This is a genomic window from Stutzerimonas sp. 21-1 (genome assembly GCF_056336065.1).
Genome location: NZ_CM150500.1, coordinates 2995542 through 3020743, shown reverse-complemented (window position 1 = coordinate 3020743; position 25202 = coordinate 2995542). Strand labels below are relative to the sequence as shown.

At 65.8% G+C, this 25202-nt stretch carries 23 protein-coding genes; 10 read left to right on the top strand and 13 right to left on the bottom strand.

Going from position 1 to position 25202, the window contains the following annotated elements; translation table 11 throughout:
- Positions 1 to 16: 16 nt before the first annotated feature.
- From AC0ZJQ_RS14690 to AC0ZJQ_RS14680, 3 genes are read right to left on the bottom strand one after another with little or no spacing between them, the layout of a single operon-like run.
- Positions 17 to 2032: an ATP-binding protein gene (locus AC0ZJQ_RS14690; protein ID WP_314019652.1), complete on the bottom strand. Its 2016-nt coding sequence runs from the start codon at positions 2030 to 2032 to the stop codon at positions 17 to 19.
- Between the two features lie 45 nt (positions 2033 to 2077).
- On the bottom strand, positions 2078 to 2992 hold the full coding sequence (locus AC0ZJQ_RS14685) for a putative 2-dehydropantoate 2-reductase (protein WP_476476846.1): 915 nt from the start codon (positions 2990 to 2992) through the stop codon (positions 2078 to 2080).
- Between the two features lies 1 nt (position 2993).
- On the bottom strand, positions 2994 to 3959 hold the full coding sequence (locus tag AC0ZJQ_RS14680; protein WP_008567738.1) for a response regulator: 966 nt from the start codon (positions 3957 to 3959) through the stop codon (positions 2994 to 2996).
- Between the two features lie 162 nt (positions 3960 to 4121).
- Here AC0ZJQ_RS14680 and AC0ZJQ_RS14675 point away from each other — a divergent pair, with 162 nt between their 5' ends.
- Both AC0ZJQ_RS14675 and AC0ZJQ_RS14670 read left to right on the top strand, forming a co-directional pair.
- A complete protein-coding gene (locus tag AC0ZJQ_RS14675) occupies positions 4122 to 4601 on the top strand; it encodes a YajQ family cyclic di-GMP-binding protein (protein ID WP_102828717.1) in 480 nt (159 codons plus the stop codon).
- 76 nt (positions 4602 to 4677) lie between these two features.
- Positions 4678 to 5502, top strand: a complete 825-nt coding sequence (locus tag AC0ZJQ_RS14670) for a mechanosensitive ion channel family protein (protein ID WP_008567736.1) — start codon at positions 4678 to 4680, stop codon at positions 5500 to 5502.
- A 7-nt stretch (positions 5503 to 5509) separates the two neighbouring features.
- On the opposite strand, the gene AC0ZJQ_RS14665 is transcribed toward AC0ZJQ_RS14670, so the two are convergent.
- Together AC0ZJQ_RS14665 and AC0ZJQ_RS14660 are read right to left on the bottom strand one after the other, a co-directional pair.
- The gene (locus tag AC0ZJQ_RS14665; protein WP_102828719.1) at positions 5510 to 7207 is read right to left on the bottom strand and encodes an AmpG family muropeptide MFS transporter; all 1698 of its coding nucleotides are present in this window, start codon (positions 7205 to 7207) and stop codon (positions 5510 to 5512) included.
- 38 nt (positions 7208 to 7245) lie between these two features.
- Positions 7246 to 7605, bottom strand: coding sequence for an MGMT family protein (locus tag AC0ZJQ_RS14660; RefSeq protein ID WP_008567734.1), 360 nt, complete (start codon positions 7603 to 7605; stop codon positions 7246 to 7248).
- A 137-nt stretch (positions 7606 to 7742) separates the two neighbouring features.
- Here AC0ZJQ_RS14660 and AC0ZJQ_RS14655 point away from each other — a divergent pair, with 137 nt between their 5' ends.
- Complete coding sequence (locus AC0ZJQ_RS14655; RefSeq protein ID WP_476476845.1) at positions 7743 to 8747, top strand: DUF481 domain-containing protein; 1005 nt, start codon at positions 7743 to 7745, stop codon at positions 8745 to 8747.
- Between the two features lie 72 nt (positions 8748 to 8819).
- On the opposite strand, the gene AC0ZJQ_RS14650 is transcribed toward AC0ZJQ_RS14655, so the two are convergent.
- Positions 8820 to 9578 (bottom strand): SDR family oxidoreductase, encoded by a 759-nt coding sequence (locus AC0ZJQ_RS14650; RefSeq protein ID WP_043297513.1) that lies wholly within the window; start codon positions 9576 to 9578, stop codon positions 8820 to 8822.
- Positions 9579 to 9675: 97 nt separating this feature from the next.
- On the opposite strand from AC0ZJQ_RS14650, the gene AC0ZJQ_RS14645 reads away from it, so the two are divergent.
- The 5 genes from AC0ZJQ_RS14645 to AC0ZJQ_RS14625 all read left to right on the top strand — a co-directional run bounded on the left by AC0ZJQ_RS14645 (position 9676) and on the right by AC0ZJQ_RS14625 (position 13608).
- Positions 9676 to 10383, top strand: a complete 708-nt coding sequence (locus AC0ZJQ_RS14645) for a HugZ family pyridoxamine 5'-phosphate oxidase (protein ID WP_314019649.1) — start codon at positions 9676 to 9678, stop codon at positions 10381 to 10383.
- 132 nt (positions 10384 to 10515) lie between these two features.
- Positions 10516 to 10974, top strand: coding sequence for an FxsA family protein (locus tag AC0ZJQ_RS14640; RefSeq protein WP_043297515.1), 459 nt, complete (start codon positions 10516 to 10518; stop codon positions 10972 to 10974).
- Between the two features lie 239 nt (positions 10975 to 11213).
- Positions 11214 to 11507 carry a co-chaperone GroES gene (locus AC0ZJQ_RS14635; RefSeq protein WP_003294630.1) on the top strand — a complete coding sequence of 98 codons (294 nt, stop codon included), beginning with the start codon at positions 11214 to 11216 and terminating at the stop codon, positions 11505 to 11507.
- 47 nt (positions 11508 to 11554) lie between these two features.
- The gene (gene groL, locus AC0ZJQ_RS14630; RefSeq protein ID WP_155550187.1) at positions 11555 to 13195 is read left to right on the top strand and encodes a chaperonin GroEL; all 1641 of its coding nucleotides are present in this window, start codon (positions 11555 to 11557) and stop codon (positions 13193 to 13195) included.
- Positions 13196 to 13377: 182 nt separating this feature from the next.
- Positions 13378 to 13608 carry a hypothetical protein gene (locus tag AC0ZJQ_RS14625; protein ID WP_102828721.1) on the top strand — a complete coding sequence of 77 codons (231 nt, stop codon included), beginning with the start codon at positions 13378 to 13380 and terminating at the stop codon, positions 13606 to 13608.
- A gap of 47 nt (positions 13609 to 13655) precedes the next feature.
- Here AC0ZJQ_RS14625 and AC0ZJQ_RS14620 read toward each other — a convergent pair whose 3' ends face one another.
- The 5 genes from AC0ZJQ_RS14620 to AC0ZJQ_RS14600 all read right to left on the bottom strand — a co-directional run bounded on the left by AC0ZJQ_RS14620 (position 13656) and on the right by AC0ZJQ_RS14600 (position 20501).
- Positions 13656 to 15278 (bottom strand): methyl-accepting chemotaxis protein, encoded by a 1623-nt coding sequence (locus AC0ZJQ_RS14620; protein WP_476476844.1) that lies wholly within the window; start codon positions 15276 to 15278, stop codon positions 13656 to 13658.
- Between the two features lie 69 nt (positions 15279 to 15347).
- Complete coding sequence (locus AC0ZJQ_RS14615) at positions 15348 to 16442, bottom strand: DUF1513 domain-containing protein (protein ID WP_476476843.1); 1095 nt, start codon at positions 16440 to 16442, stop codon at positions 15348 to 15350.
- A gap of 2 nt (positions 16443 to 16444) precedes the next feature.
- Complete coding sequence (locus AC0ZJQ_RS14610) at positions 16445 to 17515, bottom strand: imelysin family protein (protein WP_155550190.1); 1071 nt, start codon at positions 17513 to 17515, stop codon at positions 16445 to 16447.
- Between the two features lie 76 nt (positions 17516 to 17591).
- Positions 17592 to 19007: a di-heme oxidoreductase family protein gene (locus tag AC0ZJQ_RS14605; protein ID WP_165595339.1), complete on the bottom strand. Its 1416-nt coding sequence runs from the start codon at positions 19005 to 19007 to the stop codon at positions 17592 to 17594.
- A gap of 156 nt (positions 19008 to 19163) precedes the next feature.
- On the bottom strand, positions 19164 to 20501 hold the full coding sequence (locus tag AC0ZJQ_RS14600) for an imelysin family protein (protein WP_165595340.1): 1338 nt from the start codon (positions 20499 to 20501) through the stop codon (positions 19164 to 19166).
- 195 nt (positions 20502 to 20696) lie between these two features.
- Here AC0ZJQ_RS14600 and AC0ZJQ_RS14595 point away from each other — a divergent pair, with 195 nt between their 5' ends.
- Positions 20697 to 21269 (top strand): LemA family protein, encoded by a 573-nt coding sequence (locus AC0ZJQ_RS14595; protein WP_008567718.1) that lies wholly within the window; start codon positions 20697 to 20699, stop codon positions 21267 to 21269.
- A 5-nt stretch (positions 21270 to 21274) separates the two neighbouring features.
- Positions 21275 to 22168: a GIDE domain-containing protein gene (locus AC0ZJQ_RS14590; protein WP_165595341.1), complete on the top strand. Its 894-nt coding sequence runs from the start codon at positions 21275 to 21277 to the stop codon at positions 22166 to 22168.
- 6 nt (positions 22169 to 22174) lie between these two features.
- Here AC0ZJQ_RS14590 and AC0ZJQ_RS14585 read toward each other — a convergent pair whose 3' ends face one another.
- Together AC0ZJQ_RS14585 and AC0ZJQ_RS14580 are read right to left on the bottom strand one after the other, a co-directional pair.
- A complete protein-coding gene (locus AC0ZJQ_RS14585) occupies positions 22175 to 22861 on the bottom strand; it encodes a spermidine synthase (protein WP_008567716.1) in 687 nt (228 codons plus the stop codon).
- A 56-nt stretch (positions 22862 to 22917) separates the two neighbouring features.
- Positions 22918 to 24975 (bottom strand): putative bifunctional diguanylate cyclase/phosphodiesterase, encoded by a 2058-nt coding sequence (locus tag AC0ZJQ_RS14580; protein ID WP_476476842.1) that lies wholly within the window; start codon positions 24973 to 24975, stop codon positions 22918 to 22920.
- Between the last annotated feature and the right edge of the window lie 227 nt (positions 24976 to 25202).

Below are 25202 nucleotides of genomic sequence, written 5' to 3'. Positions count from 1 at the left end.
GCGGGATTTCCTTGCGTCAGGCATTCGCCGGTTCGACCGGCGTCGCCAGTGGCAGGCGCAGGGTGAAGGTGCTGCCGTAGCCGGGCTGGCACTGCACCTCCATCTGCCCCTGGTGATTGTTGGTGATGATGAAATACGAAACGGAAAGACCCAGGCCGGTTCCCTGACCGACCTCCTTGGTGGTGAAGAACGGCTCGAAGATGCGCTTGCGCACCGCTTCCGGAATGCCGCCGCCGTTGTCCTCGACCTGGATTTCCGCCCACGGCGGATTGAGCCGGGTGCGCAGGATGATGCGTCCGGGCTCCGCGCCGCCGTGCTGGTGGATCGCCTGGGCGGCGTTCTTCAGCAGATTGAGCAGCACCTGCTCCAGCTCGTTGCCGATGCACGGTACGCGGTCGACCTGCGGATCGAAGTCGCGGACGATCTCGATCGACTTGAAATCGAAGCCTTCGACCAGGGCGAAGTCATTGCCGGCGATCTCCAGCGCCTGGTCGATCAGCAGCGGCAACTGGCAGTCGGCCAGCTGGCGGTTGCTCATGCGGCTGAAGTTGAGCATGTGGCTGACGATCTTCGCCGCACGCGAGCCGGCCTGCTGGATGCCGTCGAGCAGCTGCGGCACCTCGCGCTTCAGTAGGTAGAGGTTGACCGCTTCGAGGCTGACGCCGGTTTCGGCGGCGGCTTCGCGATTGCGCTCCAGGTCCGCGGACAGCCGCCGGCGGATGTTCTGGGCGTTGTGCAGGATGGCGCCCAGCGGGTTGTTGATTTCGTGAGCCATGCCGGCCGCCAGTCCGCCGACCGAGAGCATCTTCTCGGACTGCACCATCATTTCTTCCATGTTGATGCGCTGGGTGATGTCGTCGATGCGGATCACCACACCGCGGCCGCCACCGCCCATCAACGGGTAGAAGGTCAGCGCGTAGTGGCGCAGCTCGTCGTTGCGGCGCCAGGTGACGCGCTCGATCTTCTGCACCTGCTGGCGCTCGGAGGTGTGGCGGATCTGCGCGAGGAACGGCTTGAGCGGCTCGAAGGCGATGAACACCGGCTGGTTCAGTGCCTCGTCCAGCGGCGTGCCGGACAGCACGCTGGCCTCCTGATTCCACTGCGTGACGTACAGCTGCTCATCCAGCGCGATGAGCGCCGAGGGCATCGAGTCGATGATGCTGTTGAGGTAGTTCTGGAAGCCGGTGAGCTTCTTCTCGATCTTGCTGCGCACCTGCACCTCCAGCTCCAGCCGGCGATTGGAGGTGCGGGTTTCCTCGGCCAGGTCGCGGGCCTGATCGAAGGCATCCTGCGCATCGTCGCGGGCGCGTTTGAGCTGCTGCTCGCGTGCCTGCATGCGCGACAGCATGGTGTTGAAGGCGTCGGCCAGGCGGCCGATCTCGTCCTGGTTCTTCGGCAGCGCGCGCAGCGAGTAGTCCTCGTCACGCGTGACCTGGCGCGACAGCGCCTCCAGCTCGCGGATCGGCCGGGTAATCAGCAGGCGAATCTGCCGCGCCACCAGCAGCCACAGCAGCAGGCTGGCCAGCAGGATGGCGACGCTGGCGGTCAGGGTGCCGGTGTAGAAGGCGCCGGGCAGCTCACTGCTGGCGACCAGCAGCAGGTGGCCGGGACGCTCGTCGGGTTGCGGCAGCTCGACCAGCAGGCTGGCGCGGATTTCCCCGGCGCGCCAGGCCGCGACATCATCGAGCCGCTCCGGCAGCCGCAGGCGCTCACCGCGCTGCAGCTGCGCCAATTGGTTGCCGGAGGCGTCGTAGATCACCGCGGCACGCAGGGGTGAGTAGCCGTCGAGCCGCCGCAGTGCTGCATCGGCTGCGTCGGTGGAGGCCAGCACCTGCGTGCTCAGCGCCTCGCTGGCGAACAGCTCGCCGATGGTGTGCATGGCCTGCGGCGCCACGCTCTGGCGCGATATCCAGTAAGCGGCGCTGATGAAGGTGAGGTTGGACACCAGCAGCACGGCGGCGAGCAGGACGAGCAGGGCGATCAGCAGCTTGCGGCCGACCGGCAGGTTTTCGAGGCGCTGGCGCAGGGTCATGGCGGCCACGGATGACGTGAAGGACCTGCGCAGGGTAGCGGTGCCTCAGTCGACGGGCAATCCGCGGCGCAGCAGTTCGGCATGCAGGCGCTGCTGCACGGCGGCGAGCGCCGGTAGCTGCAGGCCGAGCCGGGCGGCACTGGCGCAGGCATGGCCGAGCAGGTAAGCGATCTCGGTGCGCTGGCCGCGCGCCACGTCTTGGTGCATCGACGAATAGTTGGCGGCGGTCGCTTCGATCACGCGCAGCACCTCGTCCGCCAGGCCCGTGGCAGCCTCGGGCTGGCCGCAGGCGCGCAGCAGCACGGCGAGTTCGTCGCACAGCGCCAGCACCTGCGCGCGATGGGCCAGCAGCGCGCCGTTGCGGCAGTCGTACAGCACTGTCAGCGGATTGATCGCGCAGTTCAGTGCCAGCTTGCGCCACAGGCGCGCCAGGATGTCCTCGCTCCACTGGTGAGCGATTCCCGCCGCACTCAGCGTCGCCAGCCAGTCCGGCGGCGTGGGGTCCTGCGGATCGCCCAGCCAGTTCTGTCCCTGGCCGGCGAACACCACGTCGAAGTCACCCTGGCGATAGGCGCCTTCGGTGCTGGAGACGAAGATGCAGCGCGCCTGCGGCCAGCGCCGGGCGACGGCCTGCTGGCTGCCGAGGCCGTTCTGCAGCAGCAGGATGTCGCAGCGCGGTGCCAGGCGCGCCGCTACGCCGGCGACCGCGGCTTCGGCGTCGTACGCCTTGCAGGCCACCAGCAGGCGGGTGATTGGCGTCGTCGCGGCGGCCAGTTCGGCCGGAATCGCCAGCCGCTGGGCCTCGCCGCCTTCGCTCAGGCGCAGGCCGCCGGCAGCCTGGTACGCCGCCAGGCGTTCAGGGTTGCGCAGGATCAGCCGTGCCGGCGCGCCCGCGCGGGCCAGACGCGCGGCCCACAGACTGCCGAGGCTGCCTGCGCCGAGGACGTGCCAGGTAGTCATATCAGGCCGGCTGGCGCAGGCGCAGCGGGACGATGCGCCCGGTGCTGTAGGCGCTGGGCAGCAGCGCGCCGGCGCGCTCCAGCAGGGCCGGCGCTTCGAGCGGCAGACCGCGGGCGTCCAGCGTCAGCAGGCCGATGCCGGCCTTGAGCGAAATGAAGCCTTCGCTGCTCTTGAACGGCTTGAGGTTGAGCCCCTCGTGCAGACGCTTGAAGCTGCCCGGCGAGCAGCTCTCGATATCGTCTACCAGCGCCAGCACGCCGAAGTGCTGCTCATCGATGCGCACCAGCACATCCAGCGGGCGCACCAGCTGGCGCAGGCGCGCGGCCACCGCCCGCAGCAGTTCCACCTGAAAGGCCTCGCCGTAGCGCTCGTGCAGCGCTGGCATCTCGGGCAGGCCGACATGCAGGTAGCACAGCGCCGTGTCGCGGTTCGCCATCTGCCGCAGGCTGGCATCGAGGCGCTGCAGCAGGTGACGGGTATTGCCCAGACCGGTGAGCGGGTCGACCAGGCTGTTCTCTTCCAGGCTGGCGACGTTATCGGCGAGGCGGCGGTTCTCCTGCTTGAGCCGTTGCAGCGAGCCGCACAGGCGCTCGGCCGCGCGCACCCGGGGCAACAGCTGGTCATGCATCGCGGCCTTGCTGATGAAATCATCGACGCCGTGGTCGAACGCCTGGCCGAGCACATCGTCACCTTCGCGCCCGGTGAGCAGGATGATGTAGGTGTAGTGGCCGCTGGCGGCATCCTGCTGGCGCACCGCGGCGGTGAGCTGCAGCCCGTCGGTTTGCGGCATCAGCCAGTCGGCCAGCAGCACGTTGGTCGGGCGTTCGGCCATCAGCGCGAGTGCATCGTCCGCGCTGCTGGCGAAGCGGATATCGGTGTAACCAGCCTTACTGAGCGCACGGCCGATCATGACGCTGGAGAACTTGGCGTCGTCGACGACCAGAATCCCGAGGGAGGGGTTGGGCATGGGCAAGCTCAATCAATGGAGAGGGTGGACGTCCTGTCACGCTTTGCCGGGGTACCGGGCGGTATCACGTCGAACGGTTATAATGACGGCGCTTTTTTTACCGTCAAGCCAGGCGCGGGTCGGTCCGTGACCGTCGCGCTATCTATTTCTGGAGGAAGCCCCATGCCCTCGTTCGACGTGGTGTCCGAACTGGACAAGCACGAAGTCACCAACGCGATCGATAACGCGATCAAGGAGCTGGATCGTCGTTACGATCTGCGCGGCAAAGGAACGTTCGAGCAGAAGGAGCTGACCGTGCAGCTGACGGCCGACGCCGACTTCCAATTGGAGCAGATGATCGAGATCCTCAAGTTGAGCCTGGTCAAGCGCAAGATCGACATCCAGTGCTTGGAATACAAGGATCCGTATCCGTCCGGCAAGGTCGTCAAGCAGGAAATCGCACTGCGCGAAGGCATCGACAAGGAGCTGGCGAAGAAGATCGTCGCGCACATCAAGGACGCCAAGCTGAAGGTGCAGGCGGCGATCCAGGGCGAGCAGGTGCGTGTCACCGGCAAGAAGCGCGACGACCTGCAGGAGGCCATCGCTCACCTGCGCGCCAAGGATTTCGGCATGCCACTGCAGTTCAACAACTTCCGCGACTGATCCGGCGCGCCGACACGCCTGTTTCGTTTTCCGCGCCCGGCCAGTTCCGGGCGCCGTTTTTTGAGGAGTCTGTCCGATGGACATGAGTGTGGATTATCTGGTCGGGCTGTCCGAGGCGTGGCTTCCGGTCGTGCTGCAATACGGCAGCAAGGTGCTGCTGGCGCTGATCACGCTGCTGATCGGCTGGTGGCTGATCAATACGCTGACGGCACGGGTCGGCGCATTGCTGCGTCGGCGTCAGGTCGACCCGACGCTGCATGGCTTCATCGGCAGCCTGGCGGGGATCGTGTTCAAGGTGCTGCTGCTGGTCAGCGTCGCCTCGATGATCGGGGTGGAAACCACGTCGTTCATTGCCGCCATCGGTGCCGCCGGTCTGGCGATCGGCCTGGCGCTGCAGGGCAGTCTGGCGAATTTCGCCGGTGGCGTGCTGATCCTGTTGTTCCGGCCGTTCCGTGTCGGCGAGTGGATCGAGGCGCAGGGGGTGAGCGGCACCGTCCACTCCATCCAGATCTTCCACACCGTGCTCAAGACCGGCGACAACAAGACCGTGGTGGTGCCCAACGGCAGCCTGTCCAACGGCCATATCACCAACTTTTCCCGCGAGCCGCGGCGCCGTGCGGAGATCAGCGTCGGCATCGACTACAGCAGCGATATCAAGCTGGCGCGTCGCATCCTGCTGGAGATCGCCGAGGACTCACGCGTGCTGCGCGATCCCGAGCCGGTGGTGGTGGTCACTGCGCTGGGCGACAACGCCGTGACGCTGGTGCTGCGTGTGTGGGCGGCGACCGCCGATGTCGGTGCGGTGACCGCCGACTTCATGGAGCTGGCCAAGGAGCGGCTGATGGCCGCGGGTGTCGGCATTCCATTCCCGCAGCGGGTGGTGCATCTGGTGCAGGGCTGACGGAGGCTCAGGGCCGGGAAGTGGCCTCTTGGCCGGGGTCTTCGGGTTGCCGCAGCCCCCGGCGCCATTGCCAGACGATCAGCACCAGCGTCGGCACACCGAGCAGGGCGGTGACGAGGAAGAAGTCGCTGTAGCCCAGGTGTTCGACCATCACCCCCGAATAGCCGCCGAGCAGGCGCGGCAGCAGCAGCATCAGCGAGCTGAGTAGCGCGTACTGGGTGGCGGAGAACTTCAGGTTTGTCAGGCTCGACAGGTAGGCGACGAACGCCGTCGAGGCCAGTCCACCGCTGAAGTTGTCGCAGGAAATGGTGACGATCAGCATGTTCAGATTGGCGCCCATCTGCACCAGCGCCATGAACATCAGGTTGGTCGCCGCCGAGGCGACGCCGCCGATGAAGAGGATCGGCAGGATGCTGAAGCGCACGATCAGCAGCCCGCCGAATGCCGCGCCGAGCAGGGTCATGATCAGTCCGAACAGCTTGCTGACGCTGGCGATCTGGTCCTTTGAGAAGCCCTGGTCGATGTAGAACACGTTGGCCATCACGCCCATCACGGTGTCCGACATCCGGTAGGTGGCGATCAGTCCGAGCAGCAGTAGCGCCTGCCAGCGATAGCGCAGGATGAAGTCGGTGATCGGCGTCAGGACCGGCCCCATCAGGATGCGCCCGCGTGCCGACAGACAGCCCCAGCAGATCAGCAGATACATGGTGCCGCGCGGCCAGTAGCCGCCCCAGTACGACTGGAACATGCCGGTGGTCGAGACCATCAGGATGATCAGCACGATCACCGAAACCGCCTGGTGGGCGAAATCGAAGCGCGGCGGGCGTTGCTTCTGTCCGGCCTGATGGAGGATGTGGCGCACCGGGATCAGCAGCGAGCGGCCTACCGGCGAGATCGAACCGAGGATGAACAGCGCATAGAGCGTCGCGCGTGGCCAGGCCTGGGCGATCAGCGCGTTGATCATCGCGGGTACGGAAATCAGCAGCACCAGCAGCAGGCCGACGGCGGCGAGCTGGTGGTTGAAGGTGTAGCGCGCCGGTTCGTTGGGCAGCGGTGTGCCAGCATCCGGTTCGCGGATCACCAGGCTGGTGACCAGACCGGGCAGGATCAGCAACGCGAAGGCGAGATAGGTGAAGCTCCATGCCGCCTGGTTGTAATCCAGATTGCTCGAGCCCAGCCACTCGGCGAGGAACAGGGCACCGGCGCTGGCCAGCAGCATGGCGATGCGGTAACCGGTCATGTAGCTGGCCGCCAGGGTCGCCTGCAGCTTGTCCTCGGCGATTTCCAGACGGTAGGCGTCGATGGCGATGTCCTGGGTGGCGGAAGAAAACGCTACCAGTACCGCCAGGGCGATCAGCAGGGTCAGGTTGTGCTGCGGATTGCACAGCGCCATGCCGACCAGGCCGAGGGCGATCAGCGCTTGCGAGAGCACCAGCCACGAGCGTCGCCGCCCGAGGGCGCCGATCCACGGCAGGCGCCATTGGTCGAGCATCGGCGACCAGACCCACTTGAAGGCGTAGGCCAGGCTGATCCAGCTGGCGAAACCGATGGTTTCCCGTGACACGCCCGCTTCGCGCAACCACACCGAGAGTGTGGAGAACACCAGCACGGCGGGCAGTCCCGCGGCGAACCCCAGCAGCAGCAGGGCCAGGCTGGCGGGGCTGGCATAGGCGGCGAGGGCATCGCGCCAGGTTTCACGGGACATACATCGACAATCTGTGGCGGCTGGACGGAGCGCGCACTCTAACCGCTGTGCTCCGTCGAATGCCAGCCGTGGCGACGCATGTCCACGCGGTCGTTGCGGATGGTCAGGCCCTCGGCGCGCAGGCGCATGCGCTGCTCGTGCCCGGCGGGACTGCCGGCCGGCAGACTGAGGCGGCCACCGGCGGCGATGACCCGGTGCCATGGCAGGCGCGTGTCATCCGGCAGTTGCGCCATCAGCCGGCCGACCCAGCGTGCGGCGCGGCCGAGGCCGGCGATGGCGGCCAGTTCGCCGTAACTGATCACCTTGCCCGGCGGAATCTGCGCCATCACCAGATAGACGGCGGCGCGGCGTGCCTCGGCATCGGCGCCGGGCGGTAGCAGGGGCGAAGGCTCGTGCATGTGACGCTTCCTCGGGTGGCAGGCCGTCGTGTTGGAAATGAACCGGATTCCCGTTCGGCGGTCTGTGGTTGCTGGAGCAAGAAGCATAAGGATAATGCCAGCCTTTCAACCGTTTATGACCAGATTTGCTCACTTCTATGTTTTTTCGACCCCTGCTTTGCCTCTCCCTTTGCGCTTTCGCGCTGCCCACCCTGGCCGATACCGTCTGGCTGAAAAACGGTGATCGCCTGACCGGCAAGATCAGCGTGCTCGATGGCGGCAAGCTGCTGATCGAGACCAGCTACGGCGGTTCCATCCCGCTCAAGTGGAACCAGATCGCCACGCTGGAAAGCGATCAGAAACTGCTCGTCAAACAGGGCGATACGGTTGGCGAGGTGGCGAAGTCGCTGCAGGCGTCCGAGCCTGGAAAGGTCACGCTGGTCAACGGCGGCGAGCCACGTACCGTCGAGCTGGCCAGCATCTCGCAGATCATCCATCCCAAGCCGCTGATCCAGGACTTCACCTGGAAGGGCAACGTCGACGTGGCGATGGACTACAAGCGCGCCGAAACCGATACCGATGACTACGACGTGTCTTTCGATACCAAGGCGCGCCACGGTCTCTGGCGGCACAACGGCGCGGCCAGCTACAACCGCGAGTACCGCGACGGCGTCACCGTGACCGACAACTGGGACGCGGAATACGCGCTCGACCGCTTCATCGACGAGCACTGGTTCTGGCAGGGGCGGCTGAATTACAAGCGCGACCAGATCGAGGACGTGCGGCGCCAGCGCACCATCGGTACCGGTCCGGGTTACCAGTTCTGGGACAACGACCTGGGCGCGTTCTCGCTGGCCGCGCTGATTAACCGCAGCGACTACGAGTTCGCCGACGGCTCGGAGGAGGACTTCTACCTCGCCGCGCTGAAGTGGGACTACAACCGTTATCTGGTGGGCAGGACGTTCGAGCTGTTCAGCAGTGGCGAGCTGGGCAAGCCGCTGGAAAACGTCGCCGATTACGCGCTGGATGCCGAGGTGGGGCTGCGCTACAAGGTGACCGACTGGGCCTCGCTGAATATGAAGGCCGAGAAGGACATCATCAGCGGCGCCGAGGAAAGCCTCGACGAAACCCGCTACAGCATCGGCTTCGGCGTCGGCTGGTAACGCGCGCTGAACGTGCCGAAAAAGAAGGGCAGCCCACGGGCTGCCCTTCTTCGTATATAGGCTGCGTCTGACTCACAGGCGCAGACCGCCATCCAGCTCGAGGATGCGCCCGGTGTAGTAGTCGTTCTCGAAGATATAAGCCACCGAATGGGCGATCTCGGCGGGCTTGCCCATGCGCCGGAGCGGAATGCCGGCGGTCATCTTCTCCAGCGCCTCTGGTTTCATGCTGGCGACCATCTCGGTCTCGATGAAGCCCGGTGCCACGCCGGCGACGCGGATGCCGTAGCGCGCCAGCTCCTTGGCCCACACCACGGTGGCCGAGGCCACGCCGGCCTTGGCCGCGGAGTAGTTGGTCTGGCCCATGTTGCCGGCACGGGAGATCGAGGAGATGTTGACGATTGCGCCCTGGCTCTGCAGCTCGACCATCTTCGCCGCGACTTCGCGGGTGCAGAGGAAGACGCCGGTCAGGTTGACGTCGATTACTGCCTGCCACTGCGCCAGGCTCATCTTGCTGATCTCGCCGTCCTTGACCTTGAGCAGCAGGCCATCGCGCAGGATGCCGGCGTTGTTCACCAGCCCGTGCAGGCCGCCGAAGTCCGTGGCCACCTGGGTAACCATCTCGCTGACCTGCGCCTCGTCGGCGACGTTGCACAGGTAGGCGCGGGCATCGCCACCGGCGGCCTTGCAGGCGGCCACGGCTTCGGCCAGGCGTTCCGGGTTGAGATCCACCAGCGCCAGACGCGCGCCCTTGCCGGCCAGATGCTCGGCCATCGCCCGGCCTAGACCCTGGCCGCCGCCGGTAATGATGATGACCTTGTCTTGTAGCTGCATGCCCATCTCCTTCTTGTTGTCTCGCTGCGAGAACCCCGCTCGCGGGGGAAACCGTTATGCTGAACGCCCTGTCGAATCAGCCCTGTGAGGAGCCCCTGTGAGCGCTGAAGCCGCCAAGCATGCCCGACAACTTCTGCTCAAGGAATATCGCGGTGTGCTCTCCACCCACTCCCAGGCCATGCCGGGTTTTCCGTTCGGCTCGGTGGTGCCGTACTGCCTGGACGCCGAAGGCTGGCCGCTGATCCTGATCAGTCGGATCGCCCAGCACACGCGCAATCTCAAGGCCGACGGGCGCTGCTCGCTGCTGGTCGGTGAGCGCGCCGCTGCCGATGTGCAGGCCGCCGGTCGCCTTACGCTGCTGGCCGAAGCACGTCAGCTGAGCGAGGCGGCGGATATCGAGGCGGCCGCGCAGCGCTATTACCGTTATTTCCCCGAGTCGCACGATTACCATCGGGTGCACGATTTCGATTTCTGGCGCTTGGAACCGGTGCGTTGGCGCTACATCGGCGGCTTCGGCGCGATCCACTGGCTGGATCGTGTGGCGCTGGCCAATCCCTTTGCCGCCGGCGATGGCGCAGCGGAGCGGGGTATGGTCGAGCACATGAATGATGACCATGCGCCGGTCATCGCGCGCTACGTTGCCCAGGCCGGCTTGCCTGGCACCGAGCCGGCGCGAATGGCCGGTATCGACAGCGAGGGCTTTCATCTGCGCATCGGTCAGGCGCTGTATTGGCTGCCGTTCGCCGAACCCTGCGAAACACCGCTGGCGGTGCGCCAGGCGCTGGTGGCGATGGCACGAGGCTGAGCGGATTCAGCTTCGCGTCAGGCAGGCTTTCGCATAATCCGCTTACAGACTGCGTCGCGTGTGGGTTGAATTCGGCCTGCGGCGTCGTCATCTACAGGTGACTGGAAGCCTATCTTCCGCCAAGGATCATCGATGCGAATCTTCTTTCTGCTGTTCCTGTTGTTTCCGCTGGCCGAGCTGTACGTGCTGATCAAAGTCGGCAGCTCCATCGGCGCGCTGGCAACCATCCTGCTGCTGGTGCTCAGCGGCATCGCCGGCGTTCTGTTGATGCGCCTGGCCGGCTTCGCCACTGCCTGGCGCGCGCGGGAGCGACTGGCGCGCGGCGAACTGCCCGAGCGCGAGATGCTGCAGGGGCTGATGCTGGCGCTGGGCGGCGGCCTGCTGTTCCTACCGGGGTTCATCAGTGACGTGCTGGCGCTGATCGTGCTGTTTCCGCCGAGCCGCAATTTCCTCTTCCGTCTGGTCAACCGGCGAATCGAGGAGCAGGTGCGCCGCCAGCGTGCCTTTGCCGACGACCTGCAGGCGCGTTCCGGTCCGCAACGGCCGAACGTCATCGAAGGCGAATGGGAGCGCCGCGATCGCGATCAGTGAGTGTCACCTCCGGCATGTCATTCGACATGCCGGTTCTGTTTTCCTGCCACGAAAATTTCATCCGCGCCCCTTGAAATGCTCTTGAACGCCCGCATGTAGCGGACACCGCAAGGTCGCTGTCGTGTTCGACAGTCCGTCTTCTGCGGCTCGCGTAGCGGGCCGCAACCGGCACCGCCGGATTCGTCAACCCGCCGATCACTTGGATTGGCATGGAACAACTCAGTTAGGAGAGATCGACAATGAAGCTTCGTCCTCTGCATGACCGCGTCGTGATTCGTCGCAGCGAAGAAGAAACCAAGACCGCAGGCGGCATCGTCCTGCCGGGCTCCGCTGCCGAAAAGCCGAACCGTGGCGAAGTCGTCGCTGTAGGCACTGGTCGCGTTCTGGACAACGGCGAAGTCCGCGCCCTGGCCGTGAAGGTCGGTGACAAGGTGGTGTTCGGCCCGTACTCCGGCAGCAACACCGTCAAGGTCGACGGCGAAGATCTGCTGGTGATGAGCGAGAACGAAATCCTCGCCGTCGTCGAAGCCTGATCACCGCGAATCTCCATCGATAATTCAAGAATTGAGGATCAATCAACATGGCTGCTAAAGAAGTCAAATTCGGCGATTCCGCACGCAAGAAGATGCTGGTTGGCGTGAACGTCCTGGCTGACGCTGTCAAGGCGACCCTCGGCCCGAAAGGCCGCAACGTCGTGCTGGAGAAGAGCTTCGGTGCTCCGACCATCACCAAGGACGGTGTTTCCGTCGCCAAGGAAATCGAGCTGAAGGACCGCTTCGAGAACATGGGCGCTCAGCTGGTCAAGGACGTTGCGTCCAAGGCCAACGACGAGGCCGGTGACGGCACCACCACCGCTACCGTGCTGGCTCAGGCCATCGTCAACGAAGGCCTGAAGGCCGTCGCTGCCGGCATGAACCCGATGGACCTGAAGCGCGGCATCGACAAGGCCACCATCGCCATCGTCGCCGAGCTGAAGAACCTGGCCAAGCCGTGCACCGACTCCAAGGCCATCGCCCAGGTCGGCACCATCTCCGCCAACTCCGACTCCTCCATCGGTGACATCATCGCCGAAGCCATGGAGCGCGTAGGCAAGGAAGGCGTGATCACCGTCGAAGAAGGTTCGGGTCTGGAGAACGAACTGTCCGTCGTCGAAGGCATGCAGTTCGACCGCGGCTACCTGTCGCCGTACTTCATCAACAAGCCGGACACCATGGTCGCCGAGCTGGACAGCCCGCTGCTGCTGCTGGTCGACAAGAAGATCAGCAACATCCGTGAACTGCTGCCGGTGCTGGAAGCCGTTGCCAAGTCCGGTCGTCCGCTGCTGATCGTTGCCGAAGACGTCGAAGGCGAAGCCCTGGCTACCCTGGTGGTCAACAACATGCGCGGCATCGTCAAGGTTGCTGCAGTTAAGGCCCCGGGCTTCGGCGATCGCCGCAAGGCCATGCTGCAGGACATCGCCATCCTGACCGGCGGTACCGTGATTTCCGAAGAAGTCGGCCTGAGCCTGGAAACCGCTACCCTGGAGCACCTGGGTAACGCCAAGCGCGTCGTGCTGAACAAGGAAAACACCACCATCATCGACGGCGCTGGCGCCCAGGCGGACATCGAAGCCCGCGTTGCCCAGATCCGCAAGCAGGTCGAAGACACCACTTCCGACTACGACAAAGAGAAGCTGCAAGAGCGTCTGGCCAAGCTGGCCGGCGGTGTTGCCGTGATCAAGGTCGGTGCTGGCACCGAAGTCGAAATGAAAGAGAAGAAGGCCCGCGTTGAAGACGCCCTGCATGCGACCCGTGCAGCCGTCGAAGAAGGCGTGGTTCCTGGAGGTGGCGTTGCCCTGGTGCGCGCTCTGCAGGCCATCTCCGAGCTCAAGGGCGACAACGAAGACCAGAACGTCGGCATCGCGCTGCTGCGTCGCGCCGTCGAGGCTCCGCTGCGTCAGATCGTTGCCAACGCCGGTGGCGAGCCGAGCGTGGTGGTCGACAAGGTCAAGCAAGGTTCGGGTAACTACGGCTTCAACGCCGCTTCCGACACCTACGGCGACATGATCGAGATGGGTATCCTCGATCCGGCCAAGGTCACCCGTTCCGCGCTGCAGGCTGCCTCTTCCATTGGCGGCCTGATGGTCACCACCGAAGCGATGGTTGCCGAGATCGTGGAAGACAAGCCGGCCCCGGCCATGCCGGATATGGGCGGCATGGGTGGCATGGGCGGCATGATGTAAGCCGACCGGCCCCTTCGCTGTAAAAGAAAAACCCCGCCTCGTGCGGGGTTTTTTATTGCGCGGGATTTTCGGATGAGAAAAGTGGCATGCCACCGCCGCGCTGACCGTCTGTCGCAAAGCGCGATGGCTCTCCGAGGCTGTACTACGGTCAGTAGACTTCCCTCAGATCAAGGGCTTGCGCGATGAAGCTGGAAATTGCTCGAGGAGTGTTCCTCGCCAGCGCGCTGACCGTCGCCTCGTTGTGCGGCGCGGCCTGGAGCGAACCGACGGCCAACGTGATACGCAGCAGCGAGAGCCGCGACTTCTGCCCGTTGCCAGCGGCGGCAGCCCGGGCGCAACAACTGGCGTTGCAGCCGGATGGCGACCTGCTGCTGTTGCTCTACGGACTCTCGCAGAGCCTGGGTGGGCGTTGAGTGCCCGCCTGAACGGCGCCATGGCGGCGCCTTGAGTAGGCTTGCGGTCAGCCGGCTAGGCGGCGGGTGACGTCGCTCAGCTGCAGTGAGAGGCTGTGCAGGTTCTGGCTGGCCGCCTGGGTGCGCTCGACGTGCTGCTGATTGGTGGTGGCGATCGAGGTGATCTCGGTGAGGTTGCGCGAGATGTCCTCGGCCACCGCGGTCTGCTCTTCGGCCGCCGTGGCGATCTGGCGGTTCATGTCGCGGATGGCTTCGACCGCTTCGGTGATGTTCTGCAGCATCCGTCCGGCTTCGGTGACCTGCTCCACGCCCTGTTCGCTGCGCTGCTGGCCGCTTTCGATGGCGCGTACGGCGTTCACCGCACCGGTCTGGACCGAGTCGATGATCTGGTGGATCTCGGCCGTCGATTCGGCGGTGCGCTGGGCCAGCGTGCGAACCTCGTCGGCGACCACGGCGAAGCCGCGTCCGGCTTCACCCGCGCGGGCGGCTTCGATTGCCGCGTTGAGCGCCAGCAGGTTGGTCTGATCGGCGATGCCGCGAATCACTTCCAGTACCTTGCCGATGCGCTCGCTGTCGCCTTCCAGGCGGCGGACCACTTCGGCAGTGCTGGTGATTTCGCTGCGAATGGCGGTGATGCTTTGGATCGTCGACTGCATGACCGCCTCGCCCTGCTGCGCGGCGTGATCGGCGGCATCGGCGGCGTGCGCCGCATCGCCGGCGTGGCGGGCGACTTCCTGGGAAGTGGCGGACATCTCGTGCATCGCGGTGGCGACCTGATCGGTACGCGAGAACTGCTCGCTCGCGCCCTGCGCCATCAGCGTTGAGATCGCATTCAGCTCGCCGCTGGCGCTATCCAGATTGGCGGCGCTCTGCTGCAGGTTGTTGAAGGTGTCGGCGAGGAAGTCGCGCAGCGTGTTGGCGGCCACCGCCAGCCGGCCGAGTTCGTCGGCTCGTGAGGCGTCCACGCGATTGGCGAACTGGCCCTGGCTGAGGCGGGCGATGTGTTCGATCAGCGAGCGGGTCGGTTCGATGATGTTGCGATTGACCAGCCACAGGCTGAGCAGCCCTACCAGCGCACTGGCAAGCAGCATCACCAGCACGCCGGTGAGCGCGGCGGAGCCGGCGCCCTCGCGGATTTCAGTGGATTGCCGGGCGGCGGTCTGGCGCAACTGGCCGACCAGCTCGCTCATCTGCGCACTGGCGGCGCGGTCGATGCCGGCCACCGCAGCATCGCCTGCGGTCGGGTCGGCATCGGCAGCGACGAAGGCGTCAAAGCCCTTGCGATAAGCCTCGCCGAGCAGACGGTGCTCGTTCTGCAGACGCGCGATCTGGCCCGACAGCGGCGAGCTCTGCGCGCTAACACGTTGCAGCTGACCGAGCAGCTCTTGCACCTTGCGCTCCTGCGCCTGGAACTGCGCCCAGTATTTGTTGCGCTGCTCGGGATTCTTGCCGCGCAACAGGACGTTCTTCCATTCCTGCACCTGAATCTTGAATTCCAGGTTCGCCTCGTCGACCAGCTGCGATTCGCTCAGCGGTCCGTCGAGCAGATCGCCGAAATGTTCGACGTGGTGGGACAGTTGCTGAATGCAGAGCAGGGCGATCACCAGCAGCAACAGCAGGCTGCCGCCGATCAGGGCGAGAATTTGCGCGCGCAACGATTTCTTGAGCATGGAAGGGGCGTCTCGGTGGAGGGAAAAACGAGCGCCCCTTATATCGGCTGCATGCCTTGAAACTTGAGCTCAGATCGCCCGCAAATGATTGTCCCAGAGCCCTGCGGGCAGTTGCAGCGGTTCGCTGCGGATGCGTTCGCCGCGGCAATCGAGCAACCGGCAGCGACTCTGGCCTGAACTGACGACGAAGCCCCGCTCGATCGCCGCGATCCCGGCGCAGTCGGCCAGCGCGATCTCCTCGCGCAGCTGCGCGCTGTCCAGGTCCCAGACGAACACCTTGTTGCCGCGCGGCGCGGTTACCGCCAGCAGGCGCAGTTCGTCGTGAATCGCCAGGCTCGCGGTGTACTGGTTCATGCTCTGGCGCTGCGCCTCGCCCAGCGGGAAGTGTTGGAAGGGCTGGCCCGGCCGCTTGATCGCCAGCAGCGGCACGCGGTCTTGCGGGTCGCCTTCGTACTGCTGGCCGGAGACGATGGTGCCATCGGCCGCGACGGCGAGGTGGCGCACGCTGTTCATCTGCTCGGGGAGCTGCTCCTTGCTGATCAGCGTGCCATCGCGCCGCAGCAGGACCAGGCTCGGCTGCATGGCATCGAGGTTCATCTTCTCGCGGCTGTCGGCTTCGGTGCGGATGCCGCCGTTGGCGATCACCAGGGTTTCGCCGTCCGGCATCCACAGCAGCTGGTGCGGGCCGATGCCGTGCGTCGAGTGTTCGCCAACCCGCTGCAGGCGCTGCTGATCGACGCGATAGACGCCGAGCACGCCGCGCCCCGGATCGCGCGTGTCGTTCTCGGTGGTGTAGAACCATTCGCCGCTGGCGTGGAACACGCCGTGGCCATAGAAGTGGCGTTCCGGCGGCGAGGCCAGCACTTGCAGCAGGCTGCCGTCGCGGCTGTCGAGCAGGTAGCTCTCGCGGCTCGGTCGGCGGCCGACGAACACCACCAGCGGCAGGTGCGGATGCGCGTAGACGTCATGGCAACGCTCGGCGACCGGCGTGGCGAATACGCGGGTGCCATCGAGGCGATAGCCGACCGCATAGTGCCGGCCATCGGCATCGTCGCGGGCGGAGTAGAGGCGCGGGCCGTCGTCATGCCGGGCGATGGCCCAACCGCCGAGCGCGCCGGCGGCGAGCAGGGCGCTGCCGAGGCCGATGAAGGTGCGGCGCTGCATGCTCAGTCTCCGTCGTGGGCGTTGAAGCCGATCTGAATGCCCAGCGCGCGGGCCAGTTCGCTCTGATGCAGGCGATGCACCTGGTCGAGCTGCTGGTACAGCGCGTTCAGCTGCTCACGCCCTGTGCTGTCGGCGAGCAGGGTGGCGAACGGCTGATCGAGGGCGGCCAGTTGCCGGTTCAGCTCGGCGTAACCCTGGTCGATGCGCTGCGCCAGCCCGGCGTGCTCGTCGCCGAGCAGCGAACGCAGGCCGTCCGCCTTGGCGCCGCTCCACAGCTGCTCAGCGCTGGCGAGCGTGGCCGCGAAGCTGGCCAGCGTCGCACCGCTGCGCCAGGCCTCGGCCTGATAGGGCTGCGGCTGTCCCTTGGTCTGCCGGCCGAGCGGCGCACCGAGTTTCTTCTTCAGCCCGTCGAGTCCGTTGATCTGCGCGCGCAGCAGCTCGGCGATGGCCTCGCGCGATTCGGCATAGCGCTCGCTGGGAAATGTCTTGAGCTGTGCAGCCATGCCGTCCGCGTCCTGCCACTGCTGCAGCACGTCGGCGGAGAGTTGCTGCTGATGCGCGCCGATGGCAGTCAGCAGCGGGCAGTAGCGCGACTTGCCAGCGTCGTCGAGGACGATGCCGGTGTCGAACAGCAGGTATTCATAGGCACTGAGCCCCTGCACGACCACGCTGGCATTCTCCAGATCGGCCTGGGTCAGTTGCGGTTTGCTGTCGAGCAACGCGCCGACCTGCCGGGCCACGAGGTTCTTCTTGTCCGGCCAGAACTGCACCTGCCAGGCGCGGTTGCCTTCGGCCAGCGGCCCGACCATCAAAGGCTGCAGGCCGGCCCAGCTGCGTTGCGCCTCGATGAAGGCAGCGCGCGCCTCGTCCAGCGTCTGCTCGCCGGCGCAGAACGCCGTTGCGCTGGCTGCCAGGCGTCGATCGCTCTCCGCCCACTGGGTGTAGGCCGGCAGCAGCACGTTGTCGGTCAGTGCCTGGCTGGTTGCGCCGAACGGCTCGGCTGGCGCGCAGGCGCCGAGCAGCAGGCCGGTGAGCAGGGCGGCAGTCGTGCGCAGGGTGCGATGGGAGTTCATGGCGTCCTCGTGGGCAATCGGTTGCGGCTTCGGCGAGCCGGGGTACGCGGGGCGCGAAGGCATGCGGGCCGCGTTGTCAGAGTGATTCGAGAAAGCGCAGCAGCGCGGCGCGTTCCCGGGCATCGAAGGTCAGTACCGTCTGGCGTGCCGTCTCGGCTTCGCCGCCATGCCAGAGCACGGCTTCGAGCAGCGTGCGGGCACGGCCGTCGTGCAGCAGGCGCGTCACGCCGCCGACGGTAGCGGTCAGCCCAATGCCCCACAGCGGCGGCGTGCGCCATTCGCGGCCGCTGGCCTCGAACTCGGGGCGATTGTCGGCCAGGCCGTCGCCCATGTCGTGCAGCAGCAGGTCGCTGTAGGGGCGGATCAACTGATTGGCCAGCTCCGGCTCGGCGGCGTCGGCGCCGGTGGTGAACTTTGGCGTGTGGCATTTCTGGCAGCCGGCACGGTGGAACAGCGTCTTGCCGGCCAGCACCTCGGGGGCGTCCACATCGCGGCGCGCCGGCACGCCGAGGTTGCGCGTGTAGAACAGCACCTGGGCGAGGATCGGGTCGCTCACTTCCAGCTCGCCGCCATGCGGCAGGGCGAGGCATTCACGCTGTCGCTCGGTGCAGCTGCTGCCGCTGAACAGTCGACTGGTCAGGCCCATGTCGTTGAAGAAGGCGTCGGCGTTCTGCTGGTTGAGGTTCGGCTGGCCGGCCTTCCAGCCGAAACGGCCGATCACGGTCTGCCGGCTGACTTGGTCGAAGACGCGGTTGGCGCGCCCGGAGATGCCGTCGCCATCGCGGTCGCCCGGGTCGGCGTTGGCCAGCAGCGCGTCCTGCGGGATCGCCTCGAGCAGGCCGAGACCGATCATTGGAGGTGCGATCCGTACGGAAAACTGCGTTTGCGGATGCAGCACGCCGTAACCCAGTTCACTCAGGCGCAGTTCGGGCTTGCGCAGTTCCACCTCCTCGCCGTCGGCGAAGCGTACGCGCTGGGTGCTGTAATTCAGGCGAACCCGGCCTTCCGGCGCCACCCCGGGGATGGCCATGTCCTGCAGCTGGCCGCCGTAGACCGGCTCCGGGGCGATACCGCGCTCGCGCAACACCTGCGCATGCTCGGCGCCAGCGGGAATCGACAGGCGGACCAGCAGCGATACCGCGTTGTCGCTGTCGCTTTCCGGCGGATGGCCGCGGCCATCCTTGATGTGGCAGTTCTGGCAGGCGTTGGTGTTGAACAGCGGGCCGAGGCCGTCGCGTGCAGTGGTTGAGGCGGGTGCGATGACCCAGGGATTACGGAAGAAGCTGTTGCCGACGCTGAAGTCCAGGCGACGCAGCGGCGACAGGCTCGCCGACGGCTGGGAGAAAGCGTTCTGGTCGAATTTCATCACGGTCGCACTGCCAGCCGACAGCGCTTCGCCGGGTTCGGCATGCTCGAAGCGTGGCGCTTCGTCGCAGCCAGGCAGGCCGAGCATCAGCAGTGCGAGGGCGGAAATACGAAGCGAGAGGCGCATCAGGCTACCGGCGTGCAGAAAAAAGCGGGGCGCCAGCTTACCAGTCCGACCGGCTTCGAATAAGAGGTATTTTCATTTGGGTGGGAGGCGATTGCGTGATGTGCGCCGAGGCGGGAGGTGCGGACACGGCCTGATGCCGTGCCCGCGCTACACCGATCAGAACTGGTGATCGGCGGTATCCGGGTTGAGATCGCTGATCCCCAGTGTGGCGGCAGCCTGCTCGATGGCGGCGGTCTGCTTGACCAGGGCGGCGATGGCCGCACGGACTTTTTCCTGGCCGGCGTTGTTGTCCGCGGCGATCAACTGGTCGAACGCTTCGCCGTCCGCGGCACTCTGCACCAGTACCTGCAGCTTGGCTTCGGTGGTTTCCAGGTCGGTCTTCAAGGTGCTGTCGACTTGCGGATCGACCGCCTGCACCAGCGAAGCCAGGCTCGCGCCCTTGAGGGTGCTGCCATCCACGCGCTGGTACTCGCCCAGGTAGATGTTGCGGATGCCCTTGGCGTTGTAGAAGTGCGAGTTGTGGGTGTTGTCGCTGAAGCAGTCGTGCTCGTCTTCGGTGGAGTTGGCCTCCAGCGCCACCTTCATGCGTTCGCCGGCCAGCTCGCCGAGCGAGAGGCTGCCCATGCCGAACAGCATCTTGCGTACGCCGTTCTGGGCCGGCTCGGCTTCCAGGGTCGCGCGGTAGTTATCGGCGACGCCGGCCTGCCACTGCCCGACCATCTCGGCCAGATCGCTGACCAGCAGGTCGGTGACGGCCTTCAGGTAGGTGCGGCGACGGTCGCAGTTGCCGCCGGTGCAGCCTTCGCCGTTGATGAAGTCACTGGCCGGGCGCTGGCCGGCACCGGGGTTGCTGCCGTTGAGGTCCTGGCCCCAGAGCAGGAATTCGATGGCGTGGTAGCCGGTGGCGACGTTGGCTTCGGAACCGGCCAGTTCGTTCAGGCTGGCCAGTTTCTCGCCGGTGATTTCGCTGACGTCGAGCTTGTCTTCGCCGACCTGCACTTCGCGGTTAGCGATGATGTTGGCGGTCGCGCCGGGGTTGCCGAGGGCATGCTGATAATCGCCCTTGACGTAGTCGATCAGGCCCTCGTCCAGCGGCCAGGCGTTGAGCTGGCCTTCCCAGTCATCGACCACGCTGTTGCCGAAGCGGAATACTTCGGTCTGCATGTAGGGCACGCGTGCTGCCAGCCAGGCGTCCCTGGCTGCCTGCAGGGTGGCATCGCTGGGGTTGGCGAGCAGCGCGTCCACGGCCTGCTGCAGCTTGATGCCGGTGGCATGGGCGTCGCTGAACACTGCCAGGGCGAGGTCGGCGTAGTGGCTGACCACCGCTTTGGCGGCCTGTTCGTCCAGTTTCGGTGCGCTCGCGGCGGGCTGGGCCTGGCTGGTAGCCGGCGCAGTGGCGGCCTGCTCGGTGGTTTTCTGGTCCTCGCCGCAGCCGGCAAGAGAGACGGCAACGGCCAGCAAGGTCGCGGTGGCCCAGGTGGGGGTGCGTAGCATGAGCGGGTTCCTTTTTGCGTTCGAACGATGATCGATCCGGCTGGCGACGCCTGCACCGCCGTGACGGCCTTTAATAATGCGAAAGATTTGCATTTTGTGCAAAGGCAATGCGTGCGCCGGCTCTCTCTTCGAAATGGCGCTGGCCGATAGAATGCTGGCACTTTTGAATCGCCGGACTTTCATGGAGAAGCCCAGATGAACCTGACGCTCGTAGTTGTGGCAGTGCTGACGTTCCTCGTCGTCGCCTATGCGGTGACCCTCTACAACGGCCTGGTGCGCCTCAAGCACGGGGTCGGCAAGGCCTGGGCGAACATCGACGTGCTGCTGCGCCAGCGCCACGAGGAGCTGCCCAAGCTGGTTGAGGCCTGCAAGCAGTACATGCAACACGAGCGCAGCACGCTCGAGCGGGTGATCCGTGCGCGCGGCGCGGTGGCCGACGCGCGCGCACAGGGTGACATCGCCGCGCTCGGGGCGGCAGAAACGGGCCTGCGCGCCGGTCTCGGCCAGTTGTTCGCGCTCGCCGAGAACTACCCGCAGCTCAAGGCCGATGAGAGCTTTCGTCACCTGCAGCAGCGCATCAGCGGGCTGGAAAGCGGTATCGCCGATCGGCGCGAGCTGTACAACGAGGCCGTCAACCTGAACAACGTGCGCATCGAGCAGTTTCCGGACGTGCTGCTGGCACGTGCGTTCGCCTTCGGCCCGGCTGCGCTGCTGCAGTTCGACGAGGCGCAGAAGGCCGATGTCGATCTGCGTGCCCTGTTCGGCTGATTCGCGTGGATTTCGCTACGTTGCTCGCCTTCGTCGCAGCCGCTGGGCTGTGCGTGGCGGGCGGCTGGGTATGGGTGAGTCGCTGGTCGCGGATTCGCCATCTGCAGGACACGCCGACCTCGCGCATTCGTTCGGCTGCGCAGGGGTATGTGGAACTGGTCGGCGTTCTGCGTGAGAGCGGCGCGACTCCGCTGACGGCACCGTTGAGCGGCCAGCCGTGTCTGTGGTGGCGCTACCGCATCGAGGAATACGGCGGGACCGGCGAGCGGCGCAGCTGGCGGGTGATCGAGCGCGACACCAGCGAAGCCTGGCTGCGCCTGGCGGATGCCAGCGGCGAGTGCCTGATCGATCCGCGCGGCGCCGAAGTACTGCCGGCCTGGCGCCGTGTCTGGACCGGAGATCAGCGCCATCCGCGCGGGCTGCCGGCGCACGGCTGGCTGGATTGGCTGAACGGCGGTCGGCAGTACCGCTACGTCGAGGAGCGCTTGCACGCGGGTGAGCCGCTCTATGCCATCGGTGAGTTTCGTACCGTCGGTGGTGGCCGTCAGGGGCTCGACCAGGAGCAGGCGCAGGCGGAGGTGATCCGCCAGTGGAAAGGCGATTTTGCCGGCCTGCTGCAGCGTTTCGACCGCAATGGCGATGGCCAGCTCGACGAGCAGGAGTGGCGCCACGTCAGGCTGGCAGCCGGGCTGGAGGCGGAGGACCGCCACCGCACCGCGAGCAGCGCGCCGGCCACCGCTCACCTGACGCGTCCGCAGCAGGCGCAGCCGTTCGTGCTCTCCAGCCACGGCGAGGAGGTGCTCGCCCGGCGCTTCTACTGGCAGGCCGCGGCCGGCGCACTGGCCTGCCTCGGCGGTGCGCTGTGGCTGGCCGCCCAGCTGGGCGTCAGCCACTGGTAGCGTTGTTCAAGCCCTGAGCTTCTCGCAAATCCAGATAGTGTGCCGGGTGCCGCGGTTGCCGTGGGCGAATACCTGGACTTCCTCGGCCTTGAAGCCGGCCCTGGCCAGGCGTTGCGAAAAACCGCGATCGGCGCTGGCCGACCACACGGCGAGGATGCCGCCGGGGCGCAGGGCGCGGGCACAATTGGCGAGCCCGTCGGTCGAGTAGAGCCAGCTGTTGCTCTTCTGCGTGAGCCCCTCGGGGCCGTTGTCGACATCCAGCATGATGGCGTCGAAGCCTTGCGGTTGACGTTTCAGCACGCCGGCGACGTCCTCGTTGAGCACGCGCGTACGCGGGTCGCGCAGTGGGTTGCCGGCTTTCTCGCCGAGCGGGCCGCGGTTCCATTCGATGACCCCCGGAACCAATTCGGCGACGTTCACCTCGGCATCGCTGCCCAGGTGGCGGAGTGCCGACGCCAGGGTGAAGCCCATGCCCAGACCACCGATCAGCACGCGCGGCTGCTGGCGGGCCTGCAGCCGGCGGCAGGGGATTTCTGCCAGTGAGTCTTCCGAGCCGTGGGTGCGGCTGTTCATCAGCTGGTTGCCGCTGCCACCCTGGATCTTGATGACGAAGTCCTCGCCATATTCGAACAGGCACAGCGCGCCGCCGTTATCGGGGATCTCGGCAGTATCGAGCAGTACGAAGCGTTTCATCGGTGTCTCGGCAAAGGCCAGGTGGCTGGCCGGTAGATGGGCGGTGCAACGCTGGGTCACAGCGGTGCTGAGTTGACTGCCTGGCCGACGTGGCGGGATTGTTCCAGCAGCGCGGCCATTTCCCGCGCCTGCAGTGGCTTGCTGTAGTAATAACCCTGGCCTTCCTCGCAACCTTCGGCGATCAGATAGGCTTCCTGCTCCGGCGTCTCCACGCCTTCGGCGATGACCGTCATGCCCAGGCTGCGACCCAGCTGAATGACCGCGCGAACGATGGTGGCGCCCTCGTCCTGGCCGATGTCCTGAACGAAGCTCTTGTCGATCTTGATCTTGTCCAGCGGCAGGCTCCTGAGGTAGCTGAGCGAGGAATAGCCGGTGCCGAAGTCGTCGATGGCGATCAGCGCACCGGATCGCCGCAGGCTCAGCAGGTTGTGCCGGGCCGCCTGGATATCCTCCATCAGCCCGGTTTCGGTGACTTCCAGCTCCAGGGTTTCGGCCGGTAGCTGATGCCTCTGCAGCAGGTCGCTGATCATCTGCGGCAGGCCGCTGTGGTGCAGCTGGACGGTCGACAGGTTGACGGCCATGCGCAGGCCGGTGAAGCCGAGCCCACGCCATTCCTGCAGCTGGCGGCAGGCCTGGTCGAGCACCCAGGCGCCGATCGGGATGATGCTGCCGTTCTGCTCGGCCACCGGGATGAACAGGTCGGGCGGCACCAGCTTGCCCTGGTGTTTCCAGCGCAGCAGCGCTTCGACACCGGTGATGCAGTTCCGCTGGTAATCCACCTGCGGCTGGTAGACGAGGAAGAACTCGCCGTGCGCCAGCGCCTCGCCGAGGTCCTTCTCCAGCTCGCGACGCGCGCGCATTTCGCTGTCGATGCTGGCGACATAGAACTGGTAGCGGTTGCGCGAGCGGTTCTTGGCCAGCGTCATGGTCTGCTCGGCCTTCTGCAACAGCTTCTCGGTGTCGCCGCCGTCTTCCGGGTACAGCGTGACGCCGATGGTGCCGTGCAGACGGATACGCTGGCCGTCCACTTCCAGCGGCGTTTCCAGGTCATCCAGCAGGGTCTGCGCCAGTTCGGCGGCCTCGTAGGGCTGCTCGATTCCCGAGAGGACCAGCACGAACTGATCGCCGCCCAGGCGTGCCAGGGCGTCCAGCCGACCGCCCAGCGAGCGCAAACGGTCGGCCAGCGCCAGCAGCAGGTGGTCACCGGTGCGATAGCTGAACTGCTCGTTGATGCCCTTGAAGTCGTCCAGCCCGAGGCAGAGCACCGCGACGCGTCGTTGCAGGCGGCGTGCTTCCTCGAGGATGTGATCGAGCTGGCGCTGCAGCTGTTGGCGGTTGGGCAGGCCGGTGAGGGGGTCGTACTGCGTCATGTGCTGCAGGCTGCTCTCGGCCTGCTGGCGCAGTTGCATGTTGTGTTCGATGGCGGCGAGCAGACCGTTGGCGGTCTCGACCCAGAGGCCTAGTTCGTTGCGTTCGTGGCCCTTGATTAGCGGTAGTTTGTGCGCGCCGGGGCGGTCGGGATTGATGCGCGCCAGGTGCTCGATCAGCTTGGTCAGTGGGCGCGTCAGCAGCCATTCGTAGATGAGGAACAGCACCAGGCCAAGGGTCAGCGCGCGCAGGACGCCGATGATGGCGATTACCACCGAGTCGCTGATGAATTCCTGGCCATAGCGGGCGGTGTCGAGGGTGATGCGCAGGTCGCCATAGTGCTCGTTGTACGGTTCGCGGCCGATCAGCGGAATGGAGAACTGCTGATCGCGGCCGAGGATCGGATCGGTCAGCCAGCGCGATGACAGCGTCAGCAGCGGACGCGACTTGTGTGCCAGCACTTCCTCGCCGGCATGGCCGATCGAGGCTTCGCGGATGGATTCGTGCTGGAACAGGCCTTCCATCACCTGGCTGCCCATTTCCCGGTCGAGGCTGTAGATCGCCTGCGTCGAGGGGTCGCGCGTCATGCGCAGGATACGTTGCGCATCGTCGGCGATGAGATGGCGGGTCTTGTAGGCCCCGAAGATGATCTGCGCACAGCTGAGAACCAGCCCCACGGCCAGTGCGGACAGCAGAACCACTCGCAGGAGTCTTCGTGACAGGCTATTGCGCAATTCCAGCTTCAAGAGAAGATCCCTTTTCCGTGCCGGTGCTTGGTTGCGCAAGTATTGATAGTCATGGCGGTGTCGTCAAAAAACCTTGTGATCGAACTATGACGCTAAGGTCGGGCATGCCTCGCAGCGCGCACGGCATGCTCGGGCGATGCTTGCGCTACCTGTGTCACATCGGCCGGGTTCTGCCGGGCTTGAACGAAAAATGCCCGCAACTGACGAAGCGGGCATTTTTCTGGTGA